This window comes from Mycolicibacterium bacteremicum (assembly GCF_002086115.1).
GTDB classification, from domain to species: Bacteria; Actinomycetota; Actinomycetes; order Mycobacteriales; family Mycobacteriaceae; genus Mycobacterium; species Mycobacterium bacteremicum.
In genome coordinates this window covers 147,279-171,368 of record NZ_MVHJ01000003.1, presented here as the reverse complement: position 1 = coordinate 171,368, position 24,090 = coordinate 147,279, and the positions used below count along the sequence as shown (strand labels likewise).

19 protein-coding genes are annotated in these 24,090 nt (G+C 68.2%); 7 read left to right on the top strand and 12 right to left on the bottom strand.

Going from position 1 to position 24,090, the window contains the following annotated elements:
* Positions 1–100 precede the first annotated feature (100 nt).
* Together BST17_RS04915 and BST17_RS04910 are read left to right on the top strand one after the other, a co-directional pair.
* Positions 101–547 (top strand): MmpS family transport accessory protein, encoded by a 447-nt coding sequence (locus tag BST17_RS04915; RefSeq protein ID WP_083055814.1) that lies wholly within the window; start codon positions 101–103, stop codon positions 545–547.
* The gene (locus BST17_RS04910; protein ID WP_083055813.1) at positions 544–3,411 is read left to right on the top strand and encodes an MMPL/RND family transporter; all 2,868 of its coding nucleotides are present in this window, start codon (positions 544–546) and stop codon (positions 3,409–3,411) included. Before BST17_RS04915 ends, BST17_RS04910 begins: the two co-directional genes overlap by 4 nt.
* On the opposite strand, the gene BST17_RS04905 is transcribed toward BST17_RS04910, so the two are convergent.
* A complete protein-coding gene (locus BST17_RS04905; RefSeq protein WP_083056057.1) occupies positions 3,401–3,832 on the bottom strand; it encodes a hypothetical protein in 432 nt (143 codons plus the stop codon). The genes BST17_RS04910 and BST17_RS04905 overlap by 11 nt on opposite strands.
* Before the next feature lie 37 nt (positions 3,833–3,869).
* Positions 3,870–4,739: an SDR family NAD(P)-dependent oxidoreductase gene (locus BST17_RS04900; protein ID WP_133053510.1), complete on the bottom strand. Its 870-nt coding sequence runs from the start codon at positions 4,737–4,739 to the stop codon at positions 3,870–3,872.
* A gap of 112 nt (positions 4,740–4,851) precedes the next feature.
* Here BST17_RS04900 and BST17_RS04895 point away from each other — a divergent pair, with 112 nt between their 5' ends.
* Positions 4,852–6,168, top strand: a complete 1,317-nt coding sequence (locus tag BST17_RS04895; RefSeq protein WP_083055811.1) for an HNH endonuclease signature motif containing protein — start codon at positions 4,852–4,854, stop codon at positions 6,166–6,168.
* An 11-nt stretch (positions 6,169–6,179) separates the two neighbouring features.
* Here BST17_RS04895 and BST17_RS04890 read toward each other — a convergent pair whose 3' ends face one another.
* From BST17_RS04890 to BST17_RS04860, 7 genes are all read right to left on the bottom strand, one after another.
* Complete coding sequence (locus tag BST17_RS04890) at positions 6,180–6,593, bottom strand: DUF6319 family protein (protein ID WP_083055810.1); 414 nt, start codon at positions 6,591–6,593, stop codon at positions 6,180–6,182.
* 138 nt (positions 6,594–6,731) lie between these two features.
* Positions 6,732–7,811 (bottom strand): GGDEF domain-containing protein, encoded by a 1,080-nt coding sequence (locus tag BST17_RS04885; RefSeq protein WP_083055809.1) that lies wholly within the window; start codon positions 7,809–7,811, stop codon positions 6,732–6,734.
* Between the two features lie 250 nt (positions 7,812–8,061).
* Complete coding sequence (locus BST17_RS04880) at positions 8,062–10,932, bottom strand: MMPL/RND family transporter (RefSeq protein ID WP_083055808.1); 2,871 nt, start codon at positions 10,930–10,932, stop codon at positions 8,062–8,064.
* A gap of 116 nt (positions 10,933–11,048) precedes the next feature.
* Entirely contained in the window at positions 11,049–11,852 is an 804-nt protein-coding gene (locus BST17_RS04875; RefSeq protein WP_083055807.1) for a transglutaminase-like domain-containing protein, read from the bottom strand.
* 48 nt (positions 11,853–11,900) lie between these two features.
* The gene (locus tag BST17_RS04870) at positions 11,901–12,623 is read right to left on the bottom strand and encodes a TVP38/TMEM64 family protein (protein WP_083055806.1); all 723 of its coding nucleotides are present in this window, start codon (positions 12,621–12,623) and stop codon (positions 11,901–11,903) included.
* Positions 12,620–14,032 carry an NCS2 family permease gene (locus BST17_RS04865; protein WP_083055805.1) on the bottom strand — a complete coding sequence of 471 codons (1,413 nt, stop codon included), beginning with the start codon at positions 14,030–14,032 and terminating at the stop codon, positions 12,620–12,622. The genes BST17_RS04870 and BST17_RS04865 overlap by 4 nt, the downstream gene beginning before the upstream one ends.
* Positions 14,033–14,042: 10 nt before the next feature.
* Entirely contained in the window at positions 14,043–16,358 is a 2,316-nt protein-coding gene (locus tag BST17_RS04860) for an AAA family ATPase (RefSeq protein ID WP_207573573.1), read from the bottom strand.
* A 365-nt stretch (positions 16,359–16,723) separates the two neighbouring features.
* On the opposite strand from BST17_RS04860, the gene BST17_RS04855 reads away from it, so the two are divergent.
* Entirely contained in the window at positions 16,724–18,532 is a 1,809-nt protein-coding gene (locus tag BST17_RS04855) for a hypothetical protein (RefSeq protein ID WP_083055804.1), read from the top strand.
* A 16-nt stretch (positions 18,533–18,548) separates the two neighbouring features.
* On the opposite strand, the gene BST17_RS04850 is transcribed toward BST17_RS04855, so the two are convergent.
* Together BST17_RS04850 and BST17_RS04845 are read right to left on the bottom strand one after the other, a co-directional pair.
* On the bottom strand, positions 18,549–18,956 hold the full coding sequence (locus tag BST17_RS04850; protein WP_083055803.1) for a hypothetical protein: 408 nt from the start codon (positions 18,954–18,956) through the stop codon (positions 18,549–18,551).
* On the bottom strand, positions 18,956–19,696 hold the full coding sequence (locus tag BST17_RS04845; RefSeq protein WP_083055802.1) for an SDR family NAD(P)-dependent oxidoreductase: 741 nt from the start codon (positions 19,694–19,696) through the stop codon (positions 18,956–18,958). Before BST17_RS04845 ends, BST17_RS04850 begins: the two co-directional genes overlap by 1 nt.
* A gap of 63 nt (positions 19,697–19,759) precedes the next feature.
* Here BST17_RS04845 and BST17_RS04840 point away from each other — a divergent pair, with 63 nt between their 5' ends.
* The 3 genes from BST17_RS04840 to BST17_RS04830 are packed head-to-tail and all read left to right on the top strand — an operon-like array spanning position 19,760 to position 22,930.
* On the top strand, positions 19,760–20,296 hold the full coding sequence (locus tag BST17_RS04840; protein WP_083055801.1) for a DUF4148 domain-containing protein: 537 nt from the start codon (positions 19,760–19,762) through the stop codon (positions 20,294–20,296).
* 10 nt (positions 20,297–20,306) lie between these two features.
* Positions 20,307–21,380 (top strand): NAD(P)H-dependent amine dehydrogenase family protein, encoded by a 1,074-nt coding sequence (locus BST17_RS04835; RefSeq protein ID WP_083055800.1) that lies wholly within the window; start codon positions 20,307–20,309, stop codon positions 21,378–21,380.
* Complete coding sequence (locus tag BST17_RS04830) at positions 21,380–22,930, top strand: acetolactate synthase large subunit (protein WP_083055799.1); 1,551 nt, start codon at positions 21,380–21,382, stop codon at positions 22,928–22,930. Before BST17_RS04835 ends, BST17_RS04830 begins: the two co-directional genes overlap by 1 nt.
* A gap of 12 nt (positions 22,931–22,942) precedes the next feature.
* Here the strand turns inward: BST17_RS04830 and BST17_RS04825 are convergent, their stop codons facing one another.
* The gene (locus BST17_RS04825; RefSeq protein ID WP_083055798.1) at positions 22,943–24,016 is read right to left on the bottom strand and encodes a class I SAM-dependent methyltransferase; all 1,074 of its coding nucleotides are present in this window, start codon (positions 24,014–24,016) and stop codon (positions 22,943–22,945) included.
* Positions 24,017–24,090 lie beyond the last annotated feature (74 nt).

Genomic DNA, 24,090 nt, shown 5'->3' with positions numbered 1-24,090 from the left:
TGAGGTCCGCTTGTGTACCGTACTGTCAACTAAGTTTATTAGCGTTCCTAACGGGATCTGCCGCTGCCGGCATCGGCCAACGCTGATGAAAGGGTGACGGATGCAACGTGTTTCCATCGGCAGCCAGTTGATGCGGCGGTGGACGCTCGTCACGGCGGTGGTGGTCATCGCGATCGCCGGATTCGCGGTGTACCGCCTACACGGCGTCTTCGCGTCCGAGGATGTCGTCTCCACCCCGAGCGGGGCGGCCGACGAGATCGTTCCGTTCAACCCCAAGCACGTGGTCCTGGAGGTGTTCGGCCCGCCGGGGGCGGCGGCCACCATCACCTACCTCGACGTGGATGCCCAGCCGCAACGCGCCGACAACGTCATCCTGCCGTGGGCCTATGACGCGACGACAACCCAGCCCGCCGTCGCCGTCAATGTGTCGGCACAGGGCACTGGCGACTGGATCGGCTGCCGCATCACCATCGACGACGCGGTCAAGGACGAGAGGACCATGAACACCGTCAACGCCTTCACCTACTGCCTGGACAAGTCCGGATGAGCGGCAACCGGATTCCCGACTTCATCCGGCGGTACTCGGTGCTGATCGCGCTGTTCTGGCTCGCGCTCGCGGTGGTCACCAACGTCTTTGTCCCACAGCTGGAGACCGTCGCCGAACAGCACAACGTCTCGCTGAGCCCGCAGGACGCGCCTTCGCTGCAGGCCAGCAAGCAGATCGGCAAAGTGTTCCAGGAGTTCGACTCCGACAGCTCGGCGATGATCGTCCTGGAGGGCGATCAACCGCTCGGCCCGGACGCACATCGCTACTACGACGGCCTGGTGCAGAAGCTTTCGGCCGACACCGAACACATCCAGCACATCGACAACTTCTGGGGCGACCCGCTGACCGCGGCCGGCTCGCAGAGTTCCGACGGCAAGGCCGCGCTGGTCCAGCTCTACCTTGCCGGCAACCAGGGCGAATCGCTGGCCAACGAGTCCGTCGATGCGGTGCGCGAGATCGTCGACCACAACCCGCCGCCGGACGGTCTGCGGGTGTACGTCACCGGGGCGGCGCCACTGGTCACCGATCAATTCGAGGTGGGCCGGCACGGCACACTGAAGACCACACTCATCACGCTCGGCGTCATCGCCGTGATGCTGTTCTGGCTCTACCGGCGTCTCACGACGGTGTTCCTGGTCATCTTCACGGTGATGATCGAGCTGACGGCATCGCGCGGCGTGGTCGCCGTGCTCGCCAATGCCGGGATCATCGAGCTGTCGACCTATTCGACGAACCTGCTGACGCTGCTGGTCATCGCGGCGGGCACCGACTACGCGATATTCCTGCTCGGCCGTTTTCACGAGGCGCGCTACGCCGGCCAGGACCGTGTCCAGGCGTTCAACACGATGTACCACGGCACCGCACACATCATCTTGGGCTCGGGCCTGACGATAGCCGGGGCCGTGCTCTGTCTGACCTTCACCCGGCTGCCGTACTTCCAAAGCCTGGGCATCCCGGCCGGCACCGGAGTCCTGGTCGCGGTCGTGGCCGCGTTGACCCTGGCGCCCGCGCTGCTGTCCATCGGTCGACACTTCGGGCTTTTCGAACCGGCCCGCCCGATGCGCGCCCGCGGCTGGCGCCGGATCGGCACGGCGATCGTCCGCTGGCCCGGCCCCATCCTGGCCGCGACCGTCGCCATCGCCCTCATCGGCCTCCTGGCACTGCCGCAGTATGAGACGAGTTACGACGCGAAGCCTTACCTGCCGTCGAGCGCTCCCGCGAATGTCGGCTATACGGCTGCGGAACACCACTTTTCGCAGGCACGGCTCAATCCTGAACTGCTCATGATCGAAACCGATCATGATCTGCGCAACCCCACCGACATGATCCTGCTGGAACGGGTGGCCAAGGCGGTCTTCCACACCGACGGTATCGCGCAGGTTCAATCGATCACGCGCCCGCTCGGCACGCCGCTGGATCACACCTCCATCCCGTTCCAGATCAGCGCGAGCAGCGCATCGCAGATCAACAATCTGCCCTTTCAGCAGGCCCGTGGGGAAGATCTGCTCAAACAGGTTGATGTGATCAACAATTCGATCGACATCCTGCGTCAGCAGTATGCGCTGCAACAGCAGTCCAGCGCCGTCACCGACGCGCAGTCAAAAGCCTTCGAGCAGACCGTGCAGACCGCCGAGGATCTACGCGACAAGATCGCGAACTTCGACGATCAGTTCCGGCCGCTGCGCAACTACTTCTATTGGGAACCGCACTGTTTCGACATCCCGATGTGCGCGGCGATCCGTTCATTGTTCGATGCGCTGGACGGTGTCGATGCCCTGACCGACCAGCTGAACAGTGTGTCGGGCAGTATCGCCGAACTCGATGCGCTGCAGCCCAAGTTGCTGGCACTGATCCCACCGCAGATCGCGAGCCAGGAGACCAACCGCGACCTGACGATGACCAACTACGCCACCACATCCGGTCTCAACGATCAGGCCGCGGCGGCACTGCAGAACGCCACCGCGCTGGGCACGGCGTATGACGCAGCCAAGACCGACGACTCGTTCTACCTACCGCCGGAGGCCTTCACCAATCCCGAATTCGTCCGCGGCATGAAGCTGTTCATGTCACCGGACGGCAAAGCGGCCCGGATGATCATCACGCACGAGGGTGATCCCGCCACGCCTGCGGGTATTGCGCATATCGACGCGATCCGGCATGCCGCGCAGGAAGCCGTCAAGGGCACGCCGCTGGCCGGATCGAAGATCTACCTGGCCGGCACCGCCGCCACCTACAAGGACATCCAGGACGGCGCCAAGTACGACCTGATGATCGCGGCGATCGCCGCGCTGTCGTTGATCCTGCTGGTGATGGTGTTCATCACGCGCAGCATCGTGGCCGCGCTGGTCATCGTGGGCACCGTGGCGCTGTCCCTGGGCGCGTCGTTCGGGCTGTCGGTGCTGATCTGGCAGGACATCGTGGGCACCGAATTGTTCTGGATCGTGTTGGCGCTGGCCGTGATTCTGCTGCTCGCCGTGGGCTCGGACTACAACCTGCTGCTGATCTCCCGGTTCAGGGAGGAGATCGACGCGGGGTTGAACACCGGCATCATTCGGGCGATGGGCGGATCCGGTGCGGTGGTGACGGCGGCCGGTCTGGTCTTCGCGGCGACCATGGCGTCCTTCGTCTTCGCCGATCTGAAGATCCTCGGTCAGATCGGGACGACGATAGCCTTGGGGTTGCTGTTCGACACGTTGATCGTGCGATCCTTCATGACTCCGGCCATCGCGGCCCTGCTCGGCCGGTGGTTCTGGTGGCCGCTGCGGGTCCGGCAGCGGCCGGCCGTTCGGACGGTGCGCCCGCGCGCGACGGAGCAGCAGTTGCCGCTGTGGGAGGACGGCGATCCGGTGGTGCCTACGACGTGACGGCGATGCCGTCGAGCTTGCCCTGAAGGCGCGCGACGCGGCGGAGTTGGGCGGCCATGTTCATCGATGTGAGCATGGGGATCCCGCCGACGAAGGTGCGAAACGACGGGTCGCCGCCGTGCACATGCAGTTCGTAGAGGCAGCCGACCACGTAGAAGAAGCCCATGCAGAACAGGGTCGCCGGGATGGCCAGCGCCAGAGGCGAGCGCGCGTCGTCGACCAGTTCGCGGGCGTAGTCGTACTCGTCGCGGGTGATCGGCTGGCGCTTGCGCACCTTGGCCAGCACCGCTTTGTGCGCGCCGACCTGTTCGCCCATCGGGTGCGGCGTCCGGTTCTCCAGTCGGGTGATGTAGACGAAGACGCAGCTGGCGAACACCGCCGCCATGATGCCGTCGAGGATTGTCAGCTCGCCCCAGATCATCATCACCCTTCCGCTACTCGCTGCCGAGAAGGTTACTTCAGCTAACTGTGTGGTCGCTGGGTTCGTGCTTGCCCAGCCCCTTGGCCATGAAGTCCCCGATCGACAACACCGCCCGCCGGCGGGTCATCAGCCGCGTCTGGGCGAGCAGGAACAGTCGGTTGGGCAGGCTCGGCACCAGCAGGTGTTTGCGGCCGACGGCGGTGAGGACCCGGCGCACCACGTCGCGCGGCTCCGAGATCAACCACTGCGGATACGCATCGAACTTGTCACCCTGGGTGTTCATCAGCCCGCCCAGCATCACCAGCACGTCGACCCCGGTGCCGCGAAGCTCGTACCAGAGGGCCTCGCCCAGGCAGACCTGGAACGCCTTGTTCGCCCCGTAAGCACCCGTGAACGGACTGGAGGTCAGACCGACACCCGAGGCCACCACGATGATCGAACCTGTTGCACGCGCTCGCATCTGGTTGCCGAACACATAGATCAGGTCGGTGTACCCGCGGGCGTTCACGTCTATCATCCGGCGGTGCACCTCCAGCGGCATGTCCAGGATGCGTGGCGTATCCGGCGGGGTGAACATGTGATTGCACACCAGCACGTCGACGTCGATACCGTCTGCGGCACGGGCGATCCGCGCGATGGCATCCGGATCGGCCATATCGCAGGGCACGGCGACCACGTCGACGCCGAACTCACCGCGCAACTCTGCCGCCCGTGTCGCCAGTTCATCGGCGAGCACATCCACCACGATGAGGTTCAGGCCCTCGGCGGCGAGTTGCCGGGCGAAGGCGTAACCCAGGCCGACATCGCGGGCCGCACCCGTCACCAAGGCCCAGCCGCCGCGGTAGCCGCTGATCCGTGACCGGCGCAGGGGCTTCAGACGCCGGCGGTGTGTTGTCCTGCGAACCATCGCATTCTCCTCGCGTGCCGACACCGTCGAATGAGAAGTGTGCGCGACGAGCGCGGTGTGCGCCGGGTTTTCGTGGACGCTACTTGTCGGACCCCCTCTCTAGAATCGTGGTATGCCGCCTCCCACAGATGTTTTCGCCGCTGATGCGGCGGATGCGGTGTCGGATCGGCTGCTGGGGTTGTACGCCGAGGCGGCCGAGGTGATCGGTCAGCGCAACGCCCTCGACGGGCGGCTGGTGGACATCGTCGCCGAGATCGACGGCGGAGACGGCCCCTCGCTGTGGGGTGACACCGGATGCCGTTCGTTGCCGGAGTTGGTGGCCTGGCGGTTCGGTATGTCACCGCGCAATGCTCAGGTGATGGTGGCGATCGCCCAACGCATCGGGGTGTTTCCCCGGCTGGCCGAGAGTTTGCGTGCGGGGCAGTTGTCGGTCGATCAGTTCGGGGTGATCGCCGAACATGCCGCCGACGGCTCCGATGACCACTACGCCGAGCTGGCCAAAACTGCCACCGTCACCCAGTTGCGGACCGCGGTCAAGCAGGAACCCCGCCCCGACCCCGAACCCGCACCGGAACCCAAGCGGTCATTCAGTCGGATCGAGCGAGACGGGTACACCAGCTACCGGGTCCGGCTGCCGAAGTTGGAGGCCGCCAAGTTCGATGCCGCGTTGGATGCACGCAAGGAGGGGTTGATCGCCCAGTGGCGGCGCGATCGCGACGCCCAAGCCGACCGTGACGCCGCGACCGTGCCGCAGGTGCGCATCGAGGATCAGGTCAGTGTGCCCACTGATCCGGCGCCGCCGTTCCCCGACAATGTGGATGCGTTCATGAGTGTCATCGAGGCCGGCTGGGACGCCGAGGCCGCTGAGCGGCCGCACGGGGCGCACACCACGGTGGTGGTGCACTACGACATCGAGAAGGCATCGGCGGCCCTGCACCTGGGACCGGTGCTCAGCGATGCTGATCGTCAGTTCCTGCTGTGTGACGCCACCTGTGAGGTGTGGCTGCAACGCCACGGTGTGCCGATGGGCTCCGGGCGTGCCACCCGCACCATCAGCCGACGGTTGCGGCGGGCGTTGGAGCACCGCGACCCGACCTGTGTGGTGCCCGGCTGCGGGGCGACCCGCGGCCTGCATGCCCATCATCTGCTGCATTGGGAGCACGGCGGGCCCACCGAGTTGTGGAACCTGGTGTTGCTGTGCCCCTTTCACCACCGCCTGCATCACAAGGGTGAGATCACCCTGACCGGGCCCGCCGATGCGCTGACCGTCACCGACTCCCAGGGCCGCACCCTGACCTCAGCATCGCTGGCACGCCCACCCACCGGACCGCCACCGCATGTCGCACCATGCCGCGGACCATCGGGGGAGAAAGCCCACTGGTGGTGGTACACACCCTTCGAACCCAAGGCCCCGCCCACGGACAACTGACCGGCCGGATATCAGTCCAGCCCGGCCAGCGCCGCCCGCGCGGCCTCCAGTTCGGCTTCCAACGCCGCGACCCGTGCCGCTTGCACGGAGCGCGCCTCGTCGATGATCGCGTCGATGGGTGTGGACAGGTCTTCGTGCAGCTCCTTGGCGGCCCGGGAGACGGCCGCGGCAGCGACGGCGATATCGCGGGCCAGATAATTACTGCCCTGCTTCAGCTCGGCCTGCCATTCGCCGTCGGCGGTGCCGGTCACGGTCAGGGTGAGCTCGATGGTCTTGGCCTTCCGGCCGGCCCGCTTCGCCGGAGCCTTCTTCGGAGCCTCGGCGGCGGTGCCGGACTCGGTCGCCGGCCCGGGGGCGGGTGCAGTGCTGGGCTCGCCGGCAGGAACGAGGTCAGGAGCGTCGGCGGTCACGGTGTCGAAAGTCATTGGTACGGTGAGTCCTCCCGGTTCATCGCCCGCAGTCGGCGGGCCGGTTGCGACACCGATTAGAACACACGTTCGACGCCGTTGGGGATCGCGCCACGCCGAGAGCGCCGAACGGGGCGCCGGGACAGCGGGGGTGGGTCAGGCCGGCCGTGCCCGCTTCTCGGCGTACATGAGCTCGTCCGCGGATGCCAGCAGCTCATCGAGGCAGCTGTTGTCGCCGAACGGCACCCGCAACAACCCGATGCTGGCCGAGACCAGGTAGGACCGGCCCGCGGCATCGTTGAACTGCTGCATCGCCGCCGTCAGCCGCGCCTTCAAAGCCGCCGGATCGCTCTCGGAACCGATTGCGAGCACGCAGAATTCATCGCCGCCCATGCGGGCGAGGATGTCGGATTTTCGCAGTGTGTCGCGCAGCACCGTGGCCACATCGGCGATCAGGGCATCACCGACGACATGGCCCAGGCTGTCGTTCACCAGCTTGAGTCCGTCGACATCGATGAAACCCAGCATGCAGTCCAGCCCGTCGCGGCGTGCGGCGTGCAGCGCCGGCTCGGCCACCAGATAGAACCCGCGCCGGTTGGTGACACCGGTCAGGTCGTCGGTCACCGACAGCTGCAGGATCGCATCGTTGGCGCGCTCCAGATCCGCGGTCCGGTCCAGCACGCGCTGTTCCAACTCGGCGTAGATCTGCACGTTCTCCATCGCCACCGAGGTGGCGTCGGCGAGTGCCTGCAGCAGCGAGACCTCTTCCTCGGTCGGAAGCCGTTCGGTCGCCCAGTAGTTGCCGATCGCCCCGACCGGATCCAGCTTCCGGATCGGCACCATGACCAAACTCTTGACGAAGGTCGGCCGGTAGGCGGCGTGCGGGATCCGGTCGTCGGCGTAGATGTTCTGGATGACGGCCGCTTGCCGGTTGGTCATCGCCCAGCCGCTGATGCAGTTCTCCAGCGGGAAGCGGCTGCCCTTCCACAACGGCTCGATGGCGTCCTCATCGGCGTAGTAGCACATGCCGTCGTCCTTCAACACGAAGGTGGCGCCATCGCATCCGGTCAGTTCGCGGGCGGCGGCCCGCACGATCCGCTGGATCTCGGGCAGGCTGCGCGCCAGCGAGAGCTCCTGCACGGTGTGCAGCAACCGCTCCATACCGCGGGTGTAGTCGAGCCCCAGGCCCTCATGTGCAGCAGGCATGGACCGGCGCGAACGATCCGCGGTGCTCATCCTGCCTCCGTCCGGTCCCCGCTTCATGCGACGGCGCAAGTGCCGGGGGCATCAAGATCGTACTCGCCGGAGCCGATATTGACGCGTTTGCTCAATTCTTCGCCAAAGTCGCAAATTACGGACAATGTTACAGCAATGGCGCAGCACTGCTCGCTGAAGACGGGTAAGAATGCTCACCGAGAAAATTTGCTGAGCGATGTTTCAGGTGAGGTCACAGGGCCACAGAGTGGCGCATGAGGCGCCCAATCGCTCATACGGAGGCAGTTTCCCGGGGCGGCGGTGGCGTCCGGGCCGGCCGCTGTCGCACCAGCTGCGGCCACCAGAACCATTTGCCGAGCAGCCCCGCGATGGCCGGCGTCATGAACGACCGGATCACCAGAGTGTCGAACAACAGGCCCAGACCGATCGTCGTGCCGACCTGCGCCACCACCACCATCTCGCTGACGAACATCGACATCATGGTGAACGCGAACACCAGGCCGGCCGCGGTCACCACCGAACCGGTGCCGCCCATGGCCCGGATGATGCCGGTGTTCAGGCCGGCGTGGATCTCCTCTTTCATACGCGCGACAAGTAGCAGGTTGTAATCCGCGCCGACGGCGAGCAGCACGATCACGGCCATCGCCATCACCATGAAATACAGCTCGATGCCCAGGATGTGCTGCCAGATCAGGATGGACAGACCGAACGACGCGCCCAGTGAGAGCACCACGGTGCCGACGATCACCGCCGAGGCCACCAGCGACCGGGTGATCAACAGCATGATGATGAAGATCAGGCTGAGCGCGGCGACCCCGGCGATGATGAGGTCGTAGTTGTTGCCCTCCTGCATGTCCTTGAACGCCGAGGCGGTACCGGCCATGTAGATCTTCGAGCCCTCCAGCGGGGTCCCCTTGATCGACTCCTTGGCGGCGGTCTTGATCTGGTCGATCAGTTCGATGCCATCGGGGGTCAGCGGGTCATCGGCGTGAGAGATGATGAACCGCACGGACTTTCCGTCCGGGGAGATGAAGCTCTCCATACCGCGTTTGAAATCCTCGTTGTTGAAGATGTCCGGCGGTAGGTAGAAGGTGTCGTCGTTCTTGGAATCGTTGAACGCGTCGCCCATCGCGCTCTGATTCGCCGACATCTCCATGCCCTGGTCCTGAATGCCCTTCTGGGTCTGATACATCCGCAGCATCATGTCGCGCGAGGACTCCATCGTCGCGATCTGCTGCGGCATGACCTCCAGCATCTCCGGCATCAGCGCGGCCATCCGGTTCAGGTCCGGCAGCACCTCTTCGAACTGAGTTGTCAGCCGGTCGGTGCCGTCCAGGGCGTCGAAGACCGAGCGCATCGACCAACAGATCGGGATGTTGTAGCAGTGCGGTTCCCAGTAGAAGTAATTGCGGATCGGCCGGAAGAAGTCGTCGAAATTGGAGATGTTGTCCCGCAACTCGGCGATGTCGACGGCCATATCGTTGGACTTGGTCACCATGCTCTGCGTGGTGGCGCTCATCTCGGTCATCAGGCCCACCATGCGGGTCATGGTGTCGATGGTCGACTGCATGTCATCGGCCTGGGCGAGCATGTTGGCGAACATGTCGTCCATGTAGGCCTGGTTCATCTGCTGGCTCGCGCCGTTCATGCTCATCTGCGCCGGGATGGTGCTGAACTCCAGCGGCTCGCCCTGCGGCCGGGTGATGGCCTGGACGTTGCCCACCCCCGGTACCCGGAAGATGCCCTTGGCGATCTTGTCGATGACCAGGAAGTCCGCTGGGTTGCGCAGATCGCGGTCGGTCTCGACGAGCAGCACCTCGGGGTTCATCCGCGCCACCGAGAAGTGCCGCTCGGCGGCGGCGAAGCCCTCCTGGGCGGGCAGGTTCTCGGGCAGGTAGTTGCGGTCGTTGTAGTTGGTGCGGTAGCCGGGCAGCGCGAGCAGGCCGATCAGCGACAGCACGATGGTCGCCAGCAGCACCGCGCCCGGCCAGCGCACCACGACGGCCGCGATACGCCGCCAGCTGCGGATGCGCATGGCGCGCTTGGGTTCGAGCAGGTTGCGGTAGCGGCTGGCGACGGTGACGATGGCCGGACCCAGCGTCAGCGCCGTGACCACCACGGTGACCATGCCGAACGCCATCGGGATGCCGAGCGTCTGGAAGTACGGCAACCGGGTGAAGTGCAGGCAGAGCATGGCGCCCGCGATCGTCATACCCGAGCCCAACACCACATGCGCGGTGCCGTGGAACATCGTGTAATACGCCGACTCTCGGTCCTCGCCGACCGACCTGGCCTCCTGATATCGGCCGATGAGGAAGATCGCGTAGTCCGTGGCCGAGGCCACCGCCAGTGTCACCAGCATCTGGGTGGCGAAGGTCGAGAGCCCGATCAGCTCGTGATAGCCGAGGAAGGCGACCACACCGCGCGCGGCCGACAACCCCAGCACCACCATGACCAGCACCAGGATCGTGGTGAGGACGGACCGGTAGACCAGCAGCAGCATCGTGATGATGACGATGAAGATGACGCTCTCGATCACCTGCACGCTGCGGTCACCGGCGATCTGCTGATCGGCGATCAGCGCCGACCCGCCGGTGACATAGACCTTGATGCCTGCCGGCGGTGCGACGGCATCGACGATCTGTTTGGCCGCCTCCACCGATTCGTTGGACAGCGCCTCGCCCATGTTGCCGGCGAGGAACACCTGTACATAGGCGGCCTTGCCGTCGGCGCTCAGCGCGCCCGCCTCGGTCAGCGGGTCGCCCCAGAAGTCCTGGACGTGTTCGATGTGCGCGGTGTCGGCCTCGAGTCGGTCGACGAGATCGTTGTAGTAATAGTGCGCGTCGGCGCCGAGCTTCTCCTCGCCCTCGAGCACGATCATGATCTGGCTGTCGGAGTGGTATTCGTCGAAGACCTGGCCGATGCGCTTGCTGGCGATCACCGACGGGGCGTACTCGGGGCTCATCGACACCGAGCGCATCTGGCCGACGGTCTCCAGTGGCGGCACCGTCAGGCTGACCAGCGCGACCATCGCGATCCAGCCGATGATGATGACGACCGCGAACTTGCGGATGAACTTGGCAAGGCCGCCGCGGTGTTGCTCCCGGGGAGTGACGACCGTCGCCGCTGAAGAGTCGGGCACGCCGGTCTCTCCTCCTGGTCTGTTAGAGGTGCTTCGTTCTTACCAGATTCGCGCCGCCGATGGCAGGACAGCCTGCCCTAACTGGTCGTTCTGTGAGTGTCGTCTCGCGCCGGTGGTCAGTGCAGGGTGACCAATTGCTCGACCGAATCGGTGGGCAGCATCCCGTCGGTGATGGCGCGCACCGAGAGCAGACTCAACGTGATGGCGCCGTTGTGATTGTCCAGGAAGGCGGTGTCTGCGGCGTCCCGGCCGGTCGCGATGCGGACCAGGCTCTGGCGCGGGGCCAGCAGGGTGGCATCGACCACCCGCCACTGGCCGTCGACGAAGGCCTCGGCGACCGCATGGAAGTCCATCGGGTAGAGCCCCGGCGCGTAGACCGACACCAGCCGGGCGGGCACCTTGACCGCGCGCAGCAGCGCGACCACCAGATGCGCGTAATCGCGGCACACCCCGGCGCCGGCCAGCATCGTGTCGACCGCCCCGTCGATCGGGTCGCTGGATCCGGGCACGTACTGCAGTCGGCGCCCGACCCAGCTGGAGACCCGCTCGAGCAGCGCGGTCGGCTCGGTGACGTCGCCGAATTCGGTTCCCGCGAATCCGAACAGTTTGTCCGCCTCGGCGTACCGGCTGGGCCGCAGATACATCGACAGGTCGTAATCGGTGACCGGTGGGGGATCGGCGTAACCGATCACGGTCGCCGAATAATCCACCCGCAGGTGGCCGACACCGGCGTCGAATTTGTGAATGCGGTTGCCGTGGGTACCGCTGATCTCCTGGGCCTCGATCGGCGTGCCGTCCAGGACGAAGCTGAGCGACTCGTGGACCTCGGCGCCCGGTTGCGGCGCCACCGCGATCTGGAATTCCAGCGTGGTGGGAGCGGTGATGTCGACCTCGAGCTCGGCACCGACATCGCGCTTCATGCCCCGATCATCCGGTAGAGACGCCGAAGGTGCGAATCGGGGCCCGGATCATTCGTTTTCCGGTCGCACTTCCGGGCCGCTGTCGGTGCCCGGAGTGCGGGACGCCCGCCAGCCGCGCAGGCCGCGATGGGCGGCGAACGCCCCGATGATCGCCGTCACGCACCACACCCCGATCGCCACATACGCCAGTGGCGAGTTCAGATCACCGACGGAGGCGCCCAGCGCGGTGTAGACGAAGGCGCGCGGCGCCGATCCGATGAACGAGCCGATCATCATCTGCCACAGCGGGACCCCGAACGCCCCGAACGCGTAGGAGGCGGCCGCGTCGGAGATGCCCGGTACGAAACGCTGGCCCACCACCGCCCACAGGCCGCCGCGGGCGATCAGGGCGTCGATGCGGTCGGCGCGCTCGGCGCCCAGCAGCGCGCGCGTGCTCTCCCGGCCGGCGCGCCGGCCGCCGATGGCGGCGATCGTCGCGGTGCCGACGGTGGCGCCGAGGGTGACGAACACACCGACCAGGGGGCCGAACAGCAGGCCGCTGCCGGCCGCCAGCAGCGGACCCGGCACGAACAGACTGCCCAGTACGGCCGACACCACGACGTAGACCAGCGGAGCCGCCGGTCCGGTGGCGGCGACGGCGCCGCGGATCTCGTCGAGATCGATGACCCGCTCGATGCCGATGAGGTACCACAGCCCCAGCAGGAAGGCGGCCAGTACCGCCAGTCGGATGATGTGGCGTCGCCGAATGGGTCGCTCGGCGTCGACGGTCATGCCCCGATCAGCGAGTCGATCCAGCCGCGCGCGAAGTACAGCAGGAAGCCGGCGGCCACGATCCACAGCAGCGGACTGATCTCGCGGCCCTTGCCCGCCGCGGTCCGCACGATCACCCAGGAGATGAAGCCGACGCCGATGCCGTTGGCGATCGAGTAGCTCAGCGGCATCACCGCCACCGTGAGGACGACCGGGAGCGCGATGGAGAAATCAGCCAGGTCGATATCGCGCAGGTGGGAGGCCATCATGGCGCCGACGATGACCAGCGCCGCCGCGGCGACCTCGGTGGGCACGATCGCCGCCAGTGGGGTCAGGAACATCGCGGCCAGGAACAGCGCGCCGGTGACCAGGCTGGCCAGCCCGGTGCGGGCCCCCTCGCCGATGCCGGCGCCGGATTCGATGAACACCGTGTTCGACGAGGCGGACGCCGCGCCGCCGACCACGGCACCCGCGCCCTCGACGACGAGCGCGGACTGCAGCCGGGGGAAGTTGCCGTTCTCGTCGGACACCCCGGCCTGCTTGGACAGCCCGGTGAAGGTGCCCATGGCGTCGAAGAAGTTGGTGAACACCAACGTGAACACCAGCATGACGGCGGCCAGGATGCCGATGCGGCTGACGCTGTCGAGGCTGAACTCGCCGACCAGGGACAGATCCGGCACCGCGAACGGCGAACCGCTCAGCGTCGGGACCGACAGCCCCCAGCCGCCGGGCTTCTCGGTGGCCGACCCCAGATGCCAGATCGCCTCGATGACGACGGCAACGACGGTGCCGGTGATCAGCCCGATCAGGATGCCCCCGCGGATCTTGCGGGCCACCAGGATGCCGGTGATCAGCAGGGTGAACACGAACACCACGGTCGGGATGCTGCTGATGGATCCCGCACCCCCGCTGCCGAGGCCGACCGGCGGTGACGGGCCGCCGGTGGAGGCGACGAAGCCGGCGTCGACCAGTCCGATGAACAGGATGAACAACCCGATGCCCGCGGTGATGGCCAGCTTCAGCTGGATCGGCACCGCGTCGAAGATCAGTCGGCGCAACCCGGTGACGGCCAGCAGCACGATGATGATGCCGTTGATCACCACCAGGCCCATCGCCTCGGCCCAGGTCAGCTCGCCGACCACCGAGGAGGCCAAGAACGAGTTGATGCCCAGCCCCGCGGCGAAGGCGAACGGCAGCCGGGCGATGACCCCGAACAGGATGGTCATCACACCGGCGGCCAGCGAGGTGACCGCGGAGACCTGGGTGAAGCCCAGCTGGTTGCCGGTGACGTCCGGCGCGCCGGACAGGATGATGGGGTTCAGCACGATGATGTAGGCCATCGCGATGAACGTGACGACGCCGCCGCGCAGCTCCGAGGAGATCGTCGAGCCGCGTGCGGTGATTTCGAAGAAGCGGTCCAGCCGGTTCACGGCTTCGACCTTAAGGCGTGTGCGGCAACGACGAGCGGTGACGGGCCCATTGCAGGAACTCCTCGGCTGCGAACACCGGCTTGCCCAACTCGTGGGCCTTGCGGGCCTTGCCGGATTGCGTGCCTTCCTCGGCGGAGACCAGCACCTCGCAGCGGGTCTTGGTCACCGACTTCACCGGAGCCAGGCCCGCGCCCTCGGCGATGCGCATCATCTCCTCGCGGGTGACCTCGCGGCCGGCGGCGTCCAACGCGGTGCCGGTGAAGCAGATCCGTGCGCCCGGAACCAGCACCGCGGTGATGTCGGCGCCCGCGGCCGCGGACAGCATTGCGGTATCGACGATCTCGACGTCGAGGAGTTCCTGGGCGGCCTGCAGGCGCTGCACTGCCTGCCCGGTCAGGCGCGCCCGGCCGGCCGCCGCGCGCAGCTGCGCGGCCACCGAATGCCGGGCGGCGTGGGTCCACGGGGTGTCCGGCGGTGGCTCCCCGGCGGGCCGGCCGAGCAGGGCGGGCCCGATGTGCCGACTGACGTCGAGCAGCGCCGAGAGCGCGGGCAGCCGCGCCGAGACCGGTGTCGCGGCCGGGTCGCGGGTGAGCAGGTGCCCCGACAGCGACTCCGGGGGATCGCCGAAGGGTGTGGAACCGGTTGCCGCGACGCCGGATTCGGTGAACACCGTCAATGCGGCGGTGGCCCGCTGCAGGGCTGTTGCGCCGGTCGTGCGGCCGGGCGGCTCGGCACCCAACGGCATGACGACGGTCTGCCCGAGCCGTTTGAGCTCGAAGTCGATGAGGCCGAGCACCTCGTCGATGCGGGGGCCGACCGGGGTGCAGCCGGTCAGCATCGGCGCGATCACCGACCAGGCCTCGGCCAGGGTGGGGGCCAGCAGGATGTCGGCGACGGTGATGCCGTGGGCGGCCCGCGCGTCGGCGAGGTCGCGCTGCGGGTTGATCAGCGTGCTCACCGCGGTGCCGTCGTCGAAGGCGATGGCCAGCTCGACCGGGCGGGGCCGCGACATCCGGCCCTCGTCACCGACGGTGATGATGCCGATGCCGCAGTACCGGCGGGCGCCGCCGTCGTCGCCGTCGGCGGTCTGCAGGAACCGGGCGATCCGCCGGTCGGTCTTCAGATCCTTCGGCAGCACAGGGCGTTTGAGCACCAGACCGCTCATCGAGGTGCATCGGCTCAGCGCGACATAGAGCTGGCCGTGGGAGAACATGCCGCCGGTGAGGTCGACGACCAACCGGTCCAGGGTCTGGCCCTGACTCTTGTGGATGGTGATGGCCCACGCCAGCTTGAACGGCAGCTGGGTGAAGGTGCCGCACACCTCGTGCCGCAGCGATCCGCCGTCGACGACGGGCCGGGTGGCCTCCCAGGTGAAGGGCGCGACCTCGACACACCTGCCGTCGGTGAACTCGACGACGACCGCGGACTCGTCGCCCTGTACCTGGGCGATCACCTTGCCCAGGGTGCCGTTGACCCAGCGGTCGGCCGGATCGTTGGTCAGCATCATGGTCTGCGCGCCAACCTTGAAACGCAGCGTCTCGTCGGCGGGTGGGTCGAACAGGCTCAGGTCCCCGCTCTGGCGCGCGTGGTGGCTGATCTCGTCACCGGCCAGCCGGTCCAGCTGTTGGCGGTTGCGTGCGGTGACCAGCCGGTTCGTCGGGGCCAGGGTGAGCCAGAACTCGTCGTCGGGCGGCACGAAGTCCGGGTCGGTGCGGGCGTTGAGTTCGGCCAGGGCGTGTCCGAGCAGCACGCCCTCGCGGATCTCGTTGAGGATGGCGGTCATCCGGTCGTCGCCGAGCTGGCGGAACACCGTGGTCAGCGAGACCATCGGGAAATCGTCGCGGTCGAAAGTGTCGGCCGAGAAGAAGTACGGGGTCGGATAGCGGTCGGTGAAGAACGCGGCCTCGCCCTCGGTGACGACGGGCGGCAGCTGGTACAGATCGCCGACCAGGACCACCTGCACGCCGCCGAACGGGGTGCCCGGATCGGGGCCGAACCGGGCCAGCGCGGCGGCCACCTTGTCGAACAGGTCGGCGCGGACCATCGAGGCCTCGTCGATGATCAGGGTGTCCAGGCCCTGCACCGTTCGGGCGAATCGTCCGGGGTAATAGCGGCCGGTAGTGATGTCGGCCAGGGTGGTGGTGGACGTGAAGCCGAACAGTCGGTGGATGGTGTAGCCGCCGACGTTCAGCGCGGCGATCCCGGTGGGCGCGACGACGACCACGTTGCGATCGGTCTGCGACATGAACCGGCGGATCAGCGTCGACTTGCCGGTGCCCGCCTTGCCGGTCAGGAACAGGTTCCTGCCCCCGGCCAGCAATTCCATCGCATCCCGGAACTCGTCGGTGAGCACGATGTCGCGGGCGGGCACCTCACGATGGTGTCAGACCCGGCGGTGGGTCGACCCCGGCCCGAGATCAGCTGCGAGGTTTCCGTCCGGTCGGCTCGGGGGCCGGTGCGGCTGAACTCAGGCACGTCAGCGGGCCCGGGGACCTCCCTGGGTTCAGTCCGTCAGCGCTGATCGCCACCGGAGGCAACCCAGGCGAGGTCGGGTGTAACACTGCGGCGCCCACAGCGATGAACCATGCGAGACAGCTGCTGGGCCATTCGGCCGGTGTCGGGGGAGATGACTGCGCAACGCAGTAGTGGCTGAGAATTGCCCTGCTCCTGAACCTGAGGAGTCGATGCACGATGAGTGCCGCACGTGACGAGTTCTTGCGACGCAGCCTGGTGGCCGGGGTGGCCTCCACGGTGGTGCTGTCGCTGACCGCGATGACCGTGGGCGTCGCGCCCGCGATGGCCGAACCCGATGTCGTGGAGACCACCGTCGTCGAGGCGCCCCCGGGCGGCGGCGGCGACGGGTCCGGCGGCGGAGGCGGGTCCCGCGAGTCCTATGAGGAGCCGGCCGCCCCCGCAGAGGCACCGGCGCAGGCCCCGCCCGTCACGGCCGTACCGCAGCCGACCGCCGCACCGGTCCCGGTGCAGACCCAGGCGCCGGTGCAGACGCAGGCTCCCGAGCCGACCGCCGCGCCGGCACCGACGCGCAACGCGCCGCCGACCGTCGCACCCGAACGCGAGGCCGAACCTGAGACTGCGGCGCCGGAACCGGTTGCCCCGCAGCCCAAGCCGGCGCCCGCGCCGACCACTACCCGGCCGAGCACGCAGGTGACGACCACGCAGGCCACCCCGCCCGCCGAACGCGACGCCGACGCCGACGCCGAGAAGCCTGCACCCGCGGCCGAAGAGACGGCGCCGCGAGCTGCCACGACGGAGCGGACCACCACCGCCCCCAGTTCCCCGCGTACCACCGAGGCCCCGTCGACCGCGGCCGGACCCACCGACCCCGCCGAGGCCCCGTCCAGTGCGGCACCGTCGAGTGCGGCACCGTCGAGTGCGGCTCCGGCCGATGAGACTCCGGCCGATGAGACTCCGGCCGATGAGACGACGGACACCTCGTCGAGCCCCGACGCGACCGAGACCGAGAGCGAGCAGCCCTCCGAGGTCGAGCCCGTCGCCCGCGTCATCGAGACGCTCAAGCCCGAGGTGCTCCAGGCGCCGGAAGACGATGTGGTGCTGGCCAGCAAGGCCGCACCGGTCGAGGTCAACCCGGCACCCGCCGAGGTCGCCGAGCTGGCCCAGCTGTCCTCGCTGATCGGTCTCGACGACGAGCGTGACCGGCTGGCACAGGAGCGCCGCGAGCTGCGGGAGGATCAGCGCGAACTCCGCGAGGACCAGCGTCAGCTCCGCGAGGATCAGCGTGAGCTGCGCGATGAGCAGCGCGACTTCGACCGCCGGGTCCGGCAGTGGAGCCCGGACTGGGTGCAGTACGACGAGTTCTACCGGCCGATGATCGTCAACCCGTACCGCGACCCGGTGCGGATCGTCTACGAGTACCAGAACCGGCCGCGCGTGGTGACGATCCCGCCGCTGCAGCGGATGGTCATGTACGTCGCCGATCTGGCGGCCTACAGCTTCACCGCGGTGGTGCTCAACGCCGTCAACACCGCCGTCAGCACCGCGGTCGGCGTGGCCGTCGGCAGCTTCTTCGGGGGTGGGTTCATCCCGACGATCGGTGCGATCGCGCCGCCGCCCCCGCCGCCGCTGTTCCGCTACGACAACGTCCCGGTGCAGGTGCGCTACTCGGATGCGGTGTACGAGCCGTTCCGGGTGCAACGCATCGTCGACATCGGCGATGACGCCCGCTACGGCGAACGGCGCGTGCTGCTCGACGGCGCGACACCGGCCTGGGGTGTGTGGAAGCAGAGCGCCGGTGGCGAGCGGATGTTCGAGGTGCACCGGACCCAGCAGTACCCGGGCCTGGACGAGCCGCGCGAGGGCCCGTTGCCCGGTGACTACCGGCTGCGGCTGGCCGCCGAGGAAGCACCGGCCGCGGGCAGTGACAACCAGACGCTGCTGATCACCGCTGCGGTCGCGTGCGCGGTGCTCAGCCTGGGCGCGGTCGGTGGCGCCGCACTGTTGGGACGTCGCCGCCGGCTCTGATCCACCGCGCGTGAAGTCAGGCGTGCACGTTGCTCAGACCGACCGCCCCGCGCAGGCCCGAGCAGTTCACGCAGCCGATGCAGCCGACACAGTCGGTGCACCCCGCGCACGCCACACAGGCCGCGCACTTGCGGCAGGCCACGCACGCGATGCACGCCACGCACCCGACCAGTGCCGCGCACAACACCGAGAACGCCGTGCCGACGACGGCGAACCCGCCCGCCACCCCGGCGCTGCCGCCCGTCGCGATCGACCCGGCCACCCCGGCACTGTTGACGGTGGCGATGGACCCGGCAACCCCGGCGCTGCCGACGGTGCCGATGGACCCGGCCACCGCGGCGCTGCCGACCGTGCCGATGGACCCCTGCACCTCGGCACTGCCCACGGTGCCGACAGTGTCCGTCTCCGGGACGATTTCGGTCATCAGTCGGCGCCCTTCCCGTTGTCGACGCGGTACACCGCGCCGTGGATTGCGGCGGCGTCGTCACTGGCCAGGAAGGCGATGGTCTTGGCGACGTCGACCGGATCCATCATTCCGCGCGGCGCGGCGATACGCATGATCAGCTCCCAATCGGCATCCTCGGGCGCGGCGAACTCGGTCACCTGCGCGGTGAGCATGCCGCCGGGACAGACCGCATTGACGCGCAGCTTCTCCTTGGTGAATTCGACGGCCAGCGCGCGGGTCAGGCCGATCAGGCCGTGCTTGGCGGCGCAGTACCCCGCGGAGTACACCTCGCCCTCCACGCCGGCGACCGAGGCGACGTTGACGATGTTGCCGCCGGCGGCCAGCAGATGCGGCAGCGCGGCGCGGCTGAGGTAGAACGGGCCGTTGAGGTTCACCGCGAGGTCGAGATCCCAGTCCGCGTCGGTCACCGAGGAGGTGCGGCGCATCTGGTGGAACCCCGCCACATTGGCCAACACGTCGACGCGCCCGAAGGCCGCGACGCAGTCGGCCACCGCCTGCGCGCACGCCTCGGCCGAGGCGATGTCATAGGAGCCGTACCGCCCACCGGGCACATTTGCGAACACCTCGGCCATCCGGTCGGCGTCCCTGGCCACGCCGTACACGCTGGCCCCGCGTTCGGCGAACAGCTTGGCCGTGGCGGCGCCGAGTCCGGCCGACGCCCCGGTGATCAATGCGACTTTTCCGTCCAGTGAGGTCATACCGGCACCCTCTCACGGGGCAAACGCCGGACGTGCCAGATGCGCCCTGCAATACTGCGTCGTGTGAACACACTTCGCGGGTTGTTCAGTGTCGTGCTGCTCGTCGCCGGGATGATCGGGGTCGCGGCGCCGGCGCAGGCCAATCCCCAGCAGCAGGTGCTGGAGGGCAACTACACCTACCGGCAGGACGGTTTGCCCGACGCCAACTGGTCGATCTACCCGATCTGCGTGCCGGTCGTCGGCGACCTGCGCGTCGAGATCCGCGATCCGGTCGCGTGCATCCTGCACGTCGCCTCCACCCCGACCGGCGTGGCGAAGGGCGGCGACGCCAAGCTCACCGGCGGGCAGTGGGTCTACAACGTCAACTCGATGGACGGGCTGACCTGCCCGAACGGCGACACCGCACCGATCTACGAGACCTTCAAGTTCGACACCAGGACCATGAGCGGGACCCGCAGCATCGCGCACAATCAGGTGTGCGGCCTGCCGGCGACCATCGACGTCAAACCGTTCACCCTCGCGTTCAAGGAACCGCTGCCGATCCCGGTGCAGAAGTACCCGCTGTACTGCGAGCCCGGTGGTCTGCGCCGGTGCTACTGACGGGGTCGCGATGACCAAGCGGGTGGTGGTCTGGGGCACGGGTTTCGTCGGGTCGATGGTGATCGCCGAGATCGTCGAGCACCCGAATTTCGAACTCGTGGGCGTGGGGGTCAGCAATCCCGCCAAGGTGGGCCGCGATGTCGGCGACATCTGCGGGCTGGCGGCGCCGCTCGGCATCACCGCCACCGACGACGTCGACGCGCTCATCGCGCTGCGCCCGGACGCGCTGGTGCATTACGGCCCGACGGCCGCGCAGGCCGATGCCAACATCGACCTGATCAGTCGCTTCCTACGCGCGGGAATCGACGTCACCTCCACCGCGATGACGCCATGGGTGTGGCCGAAAATGCACCTGAACCCGCCGAACTGGATCCAGCCGATCACACAGGCCTGCGAGGCCGGGGGAGCATCCTGCTTCACCACCGGCATCGACCCCGGCTTCGCCAACGACCTGTTCCCGCTGACGCTGATGGGGCTGTGCTCGCAGGTCCGGACGGTGCGGGCCTCGGAGCTGCTGGACTACACCAACTACACCGGTGACTACGAGTTCGAGATGGGCATCGGCCGCCCGCCCGAGTACCGCCCGCTGCTGGAGAGCCCGGAGATCCTCATCATGGCTTGGGGCGCAACGGTTCCGATGATTGCGCATGCCGCGGGGATCACCCTCGACGAGATCACCACCACCTGGGACAAGTGGGTCACCCCGACCGACCGGACCTCGGCCAAGGGTGTCATCGAGGCGGGCAAGGTCGCCGCCGTCCGGTTCACCATCAACGGCCGGTACCGCGGGGACACCCGCATCCAGCTCGAACACGTCAACCGGATCGGCCTGGACGCCGCCCCGGGCTGGCCGACCGGTAACGACAACGACGTCTACCGCGTCGATATCGAAGGCACACCGAGCATCTCGCAGGAGACGGCGTTCCGCTTCACCGACGGCTCCGGTCGGGATGCCGCCGCGGCGGGCTGTCTGGCCACCGGACTGCGCGCACTCAACGCCGTTCCGGCGGTCAACGATCTGCCGCCGGGCTGGGTGACCGCACTGGATCTTCCCCTCATCCCGGGCGCCGGTACCATTCGCTGATGGCTTCCGGCGCGGATACCGTCCTGCAACGACTGCTGGCCGGCGGGGTGGACGTGTGCTTCGCCAACCCCGGCACCTCCGAGATGCATTTCGTTGCCGCACTGGACAACACACCGCGGATGCGGGCGGTGCTGTGCCTGTTCGAGGGGGTGGCCACCGGTGCCGCCGACGGGTATGCGCGCATCACGGGCACCCCCGCGGCAACCCTGCTGCATCTGGGTCCGGGACTGGCCAACGGCCTGGCCAACCTGCACAACGCCCGCCGTGCCCACACCCCGGTGGTCAATGTGGTCGGTGACCACGCCACCCACCACGTCGAGTTCGACGCCCCACTGCAGTCCGATATCGAAGCCCTGGCCGGCTGGCCCGACGGGCTGGTGTTCCGGCCGCAGACCGCCGACGCGCTGACCGCCGCGGTCGATGCGGCCGTCACCGGCGCGGTGGGACCGCCCGGCCGGGTTGCCACGGTGATCCTGCCGGCGGACCATTCCTGGGGCCCCGCCGAACAGGGCGCGCCACTGGCCGAGCCGGTCGGCGCCGACCCGGGTCCGGGTGGCATCGGTGTCCAGGCCGCGGCCGAACTGCTCCGCGAGTACGGCTCCGATACCGTTGTGCTGCTGGGTGGTTCGGCGACCGGGCCGGCAGGACTGAGCGCCGCCGCCCGGATCGCCGAGGCGACCGGGGCGCGGCCGCTGGTGGAGACCTTCCCGGCCCGCCTGGCCCGCGGCCGTGGCATCCCGGCCATCGAGCGGTTGGCCTACCTGGGCGAACAGGCCGAGCAGCAGCTCGCCGGTGCCACCCGGCTGCTGCTGGTCGGCACCCGGGCCCCGGTGGCGTTCTTCGCCTACCCGGGCCGGGCGAGCGGTCTGGTGCCCAGCGGCGCGCAGGTGCACGTCCTGGACCCCGCCGAGCTCGACGCGCTGGCCGATCAGCTGGGCGCCGCGCCGGTGCAGATTTCGCCCGCCGGGCCGCCCGCATTGCCGAAAGGTCCACTGACGGCGGCAAACTGGGCCGACGTCATCGGTGCACTGCTCCCGGATGATGCGATCATCTCCGACGAGGCGAACACCAGCGGCATGCTGCTGCCCGCCGCCACCGCAGGCGCCCCGGCACACGATGTGCTGACCTTGACCGGCGGCGCGATCGGGCAGGGGCTGCCGGTGGCCGTCGGCGCCGCGGTGGCCGCACCGGACCGGCCGGTGATCGCTCTGCAGGCCGATGGCAGTGCGCTGTACACCATCTCGGCGCTGTGGACGATGGCCCGCGAGCAACTCGACATCACCGTCGTCATCCTGAACAACAATGCCTACGCGATCCTGCAGCTGGAATTGGCACGGGTGGGGGCGGCCGACGGCAACACGATCGGTGAGAAGGCCCGGTCACTGCTGGACATCGGCCGCCCCGATATCGACTTCGTCTCCATCGCCGAGGGTTTCGGAGTTCCGGCGACCCGGGCCGGCACCGCCGAGGAATTGGCCGAGCAGTTCGCCGCCGCGCTGGCCGAACCCGGCCCGCATCTCATCGACGCGGCGGTACCCACCTTCTTCTGAAACGACAGCGGGTCAGCTGCGCGGCTTCTTGTGCAGCACCACCTGGGCCATCGGGATCTGCATCTCCTGCGGGTCGGCCGCCAGCCGGGCGGCGACCCCGGCCTCCAGCGCGGCGCCGAAGGACGCCCGGCGCTCCGGCGCGACGAAGCCGGCCAACACCGGGATCAACGTCGCCTGCAGGAACGCTCCCCATTGCGCCCCGAAAGCCCGTGCATCCCCGTCCTTCTGGTGCTGCCGCCAGAACCGGTCCTCGGCATCGAACACGTCCAGATGCTCGATCGTCAGTTGTTCCAGCCGGCCCGACGGTGCGAACGGGGTGGTGAAATCGACGGCCCGCCGCCCGGCGATCGGGATCGACATCGCACCCAGCTCCTCGTCGGTCAGCACGCCGCGTGCCACCTGTTCGGCCAGTTCGGCCATCAGCGCCGCAAACAGTGGCCGGTACCCGAACTCGCCGTCCTCGGCGACGGCCATCGTCATCACCACGGCCCGGCCGCCCGGGCACAGTTCGCGACCGCGGTAGGCGACGAACTCGTGCCAGTCGCGCGCCGCCAGCCTGGCATGGGCGGAGCGGATCGCGTCGTCGGAACTGAACCACGCGTGCACGTGGTCGGGGACGGCCGCCGGCGCACTGCTGAGCCACAGGATCGACCATGACGACCAGCCCAGGCTGACGGTGTTGGCGGGCAGTATCTGCTGATAGTAGGACCGACCGACGGCCGACGAGAAGGTCGCCGTGTCGTGGCGCAGATAGCTGTCCGGGTCCTCGCGCAGCACCCGGAACAGGGCGCTGAAATCGTTCTCCGGGACATCGGTGTGCGTCACCAGCACCGAGTGCTCGGGGCGGGTGCGCTTGCGCAACACCGTGATCGCCGCGTTGAGCGGTAGCAGCGAATTGTGCCCGTTGGCCGCGCCGTAGTCGGCGATCACGATCGGCAGCGGCGCCCGCGGGATCGGGATGGCCGCCGCGGCGTCCTCGAACAACCGGATCGCGCGGGCGAGTCCGGCAGCCTGCAATCGGGAGGCCGCGCTGTAGTCGCCGCTGCCCACCGGAACCGGGCGTACCACCACGCTGGACTCGGGCATTCTGGTGAGATTAGTCCGCTCCGGCGGCGCGCGCCCCCGAAGACGTCAGGTGCGGCTCACCCGTGCCAGACTTC

Coding starts and splice junctions, on each gene's coding strand:
- BST17_RS04910 (WP_083055813.1), top strand. CDS start 544: ATGAGCGGCAACCGGATTCCCGACTTCATCCGGCGGTACTCGGTGCTG.
- BST17_RS04845 (WP_083055802.1), bottom strand. CDS start 19,696: ATGACCTCACTGGACGGAAAAGTCGCATTGATCACCGGGGCGTCGGCC.
- BST17_RS04850 (WP_083055803.1), bottom strand. CDS start 18,956: ATGACCGAAATCGTCCCGGAGACGGACACTGTCGGCACCGTGGGCAGT.
- BST17_RS04870 (WP_083055806.1), bottom strand. CDS start 12,623: ATGACCGTCGACGCCGAGCGACCCATTCGGCGACGCCACATCATCCGA.
- BST17_RS04915 (WP_083055814.1), top strand. CDS start 101: ATGCAACGTGTTTCCATCGGCAGCCAGTTGATGCGGCGGTGGACGCTC.
- BST17_RS04835 (WP_083055800.1), top strand. CDS start 20,307: ATGACCAAGCGGGTGGTGGTCTGGGGCACGGGTTTCGTCGGGTCGATG.
- BST17_RS04860 (WP_207573573.1), bottom strand. CDS start 16,358: ATGGAATTGCTGGCCGGGGGCAGGAACCTGTTCCTGACCGGCAAGGCG.
- BST17_RS04830 (WP_083055799.1), top strand. CDS start 21,380: ATGGCTTCCGGCGCGGATACCGTCCTGCAACGACTGCTGGCCGGCGGG.
- BST17_RS04895 (WP_083055811.1), top strand. CDS start 4,852: ATGCCGCCTCCCACAGATGTTTTCGCCGCTGATGCGGCGGATGCGGTG.
- BST17_RS04885 (WP_083055809.1), bottom strand. CDS start 7,811: ATGAGCACCGCGGATCGTTCGCGCCGGTCCATGCCTGCTGCACATGAG.
- BST17_RS04875 (WP_083055807.1), bottom strand. CDS start 11,852: ATGAAGCGCGATGTCGGTGCCGAGCTCGAGGTCGACATCACCGCTCCC.
- BST17_RS04905 (WP_083056057.1), bottom strand. CDS start 3,832: ATGATCTGGGGCGAGCTGACAATCCTCGACGGCATCATGGCGGCGGTG.
- BST17_RS04890 (WP_083055810.1), bottom strand. CDS start 6,593: ATGACTTTCGACACCGTGACCGCCGACGCTCCTGACCTCGTTCCTGCC.
- BST17_RS04855 (WP_083055804.1), top strand. CDS start 16,724: ATGAGTGCCGCACGTGACGAGTTCTTGCGACGCAGCCTGGTGGCCGGG.
- BST17_RS04900 (WP_133053510.1), bottom strand. CDS start 4,739: ATGGTTCGCAGGACAACACACCGCCGGCGTCTGAAGCCCCTGCGCCGG.
- BST17_RS04825 (WP_083055798.1), bottom strand. CDS start 24,016: ATGCCCGAGTCCAGCGTGGTGGTACGCCCGGTTCCGGTGGGCAGCGGC.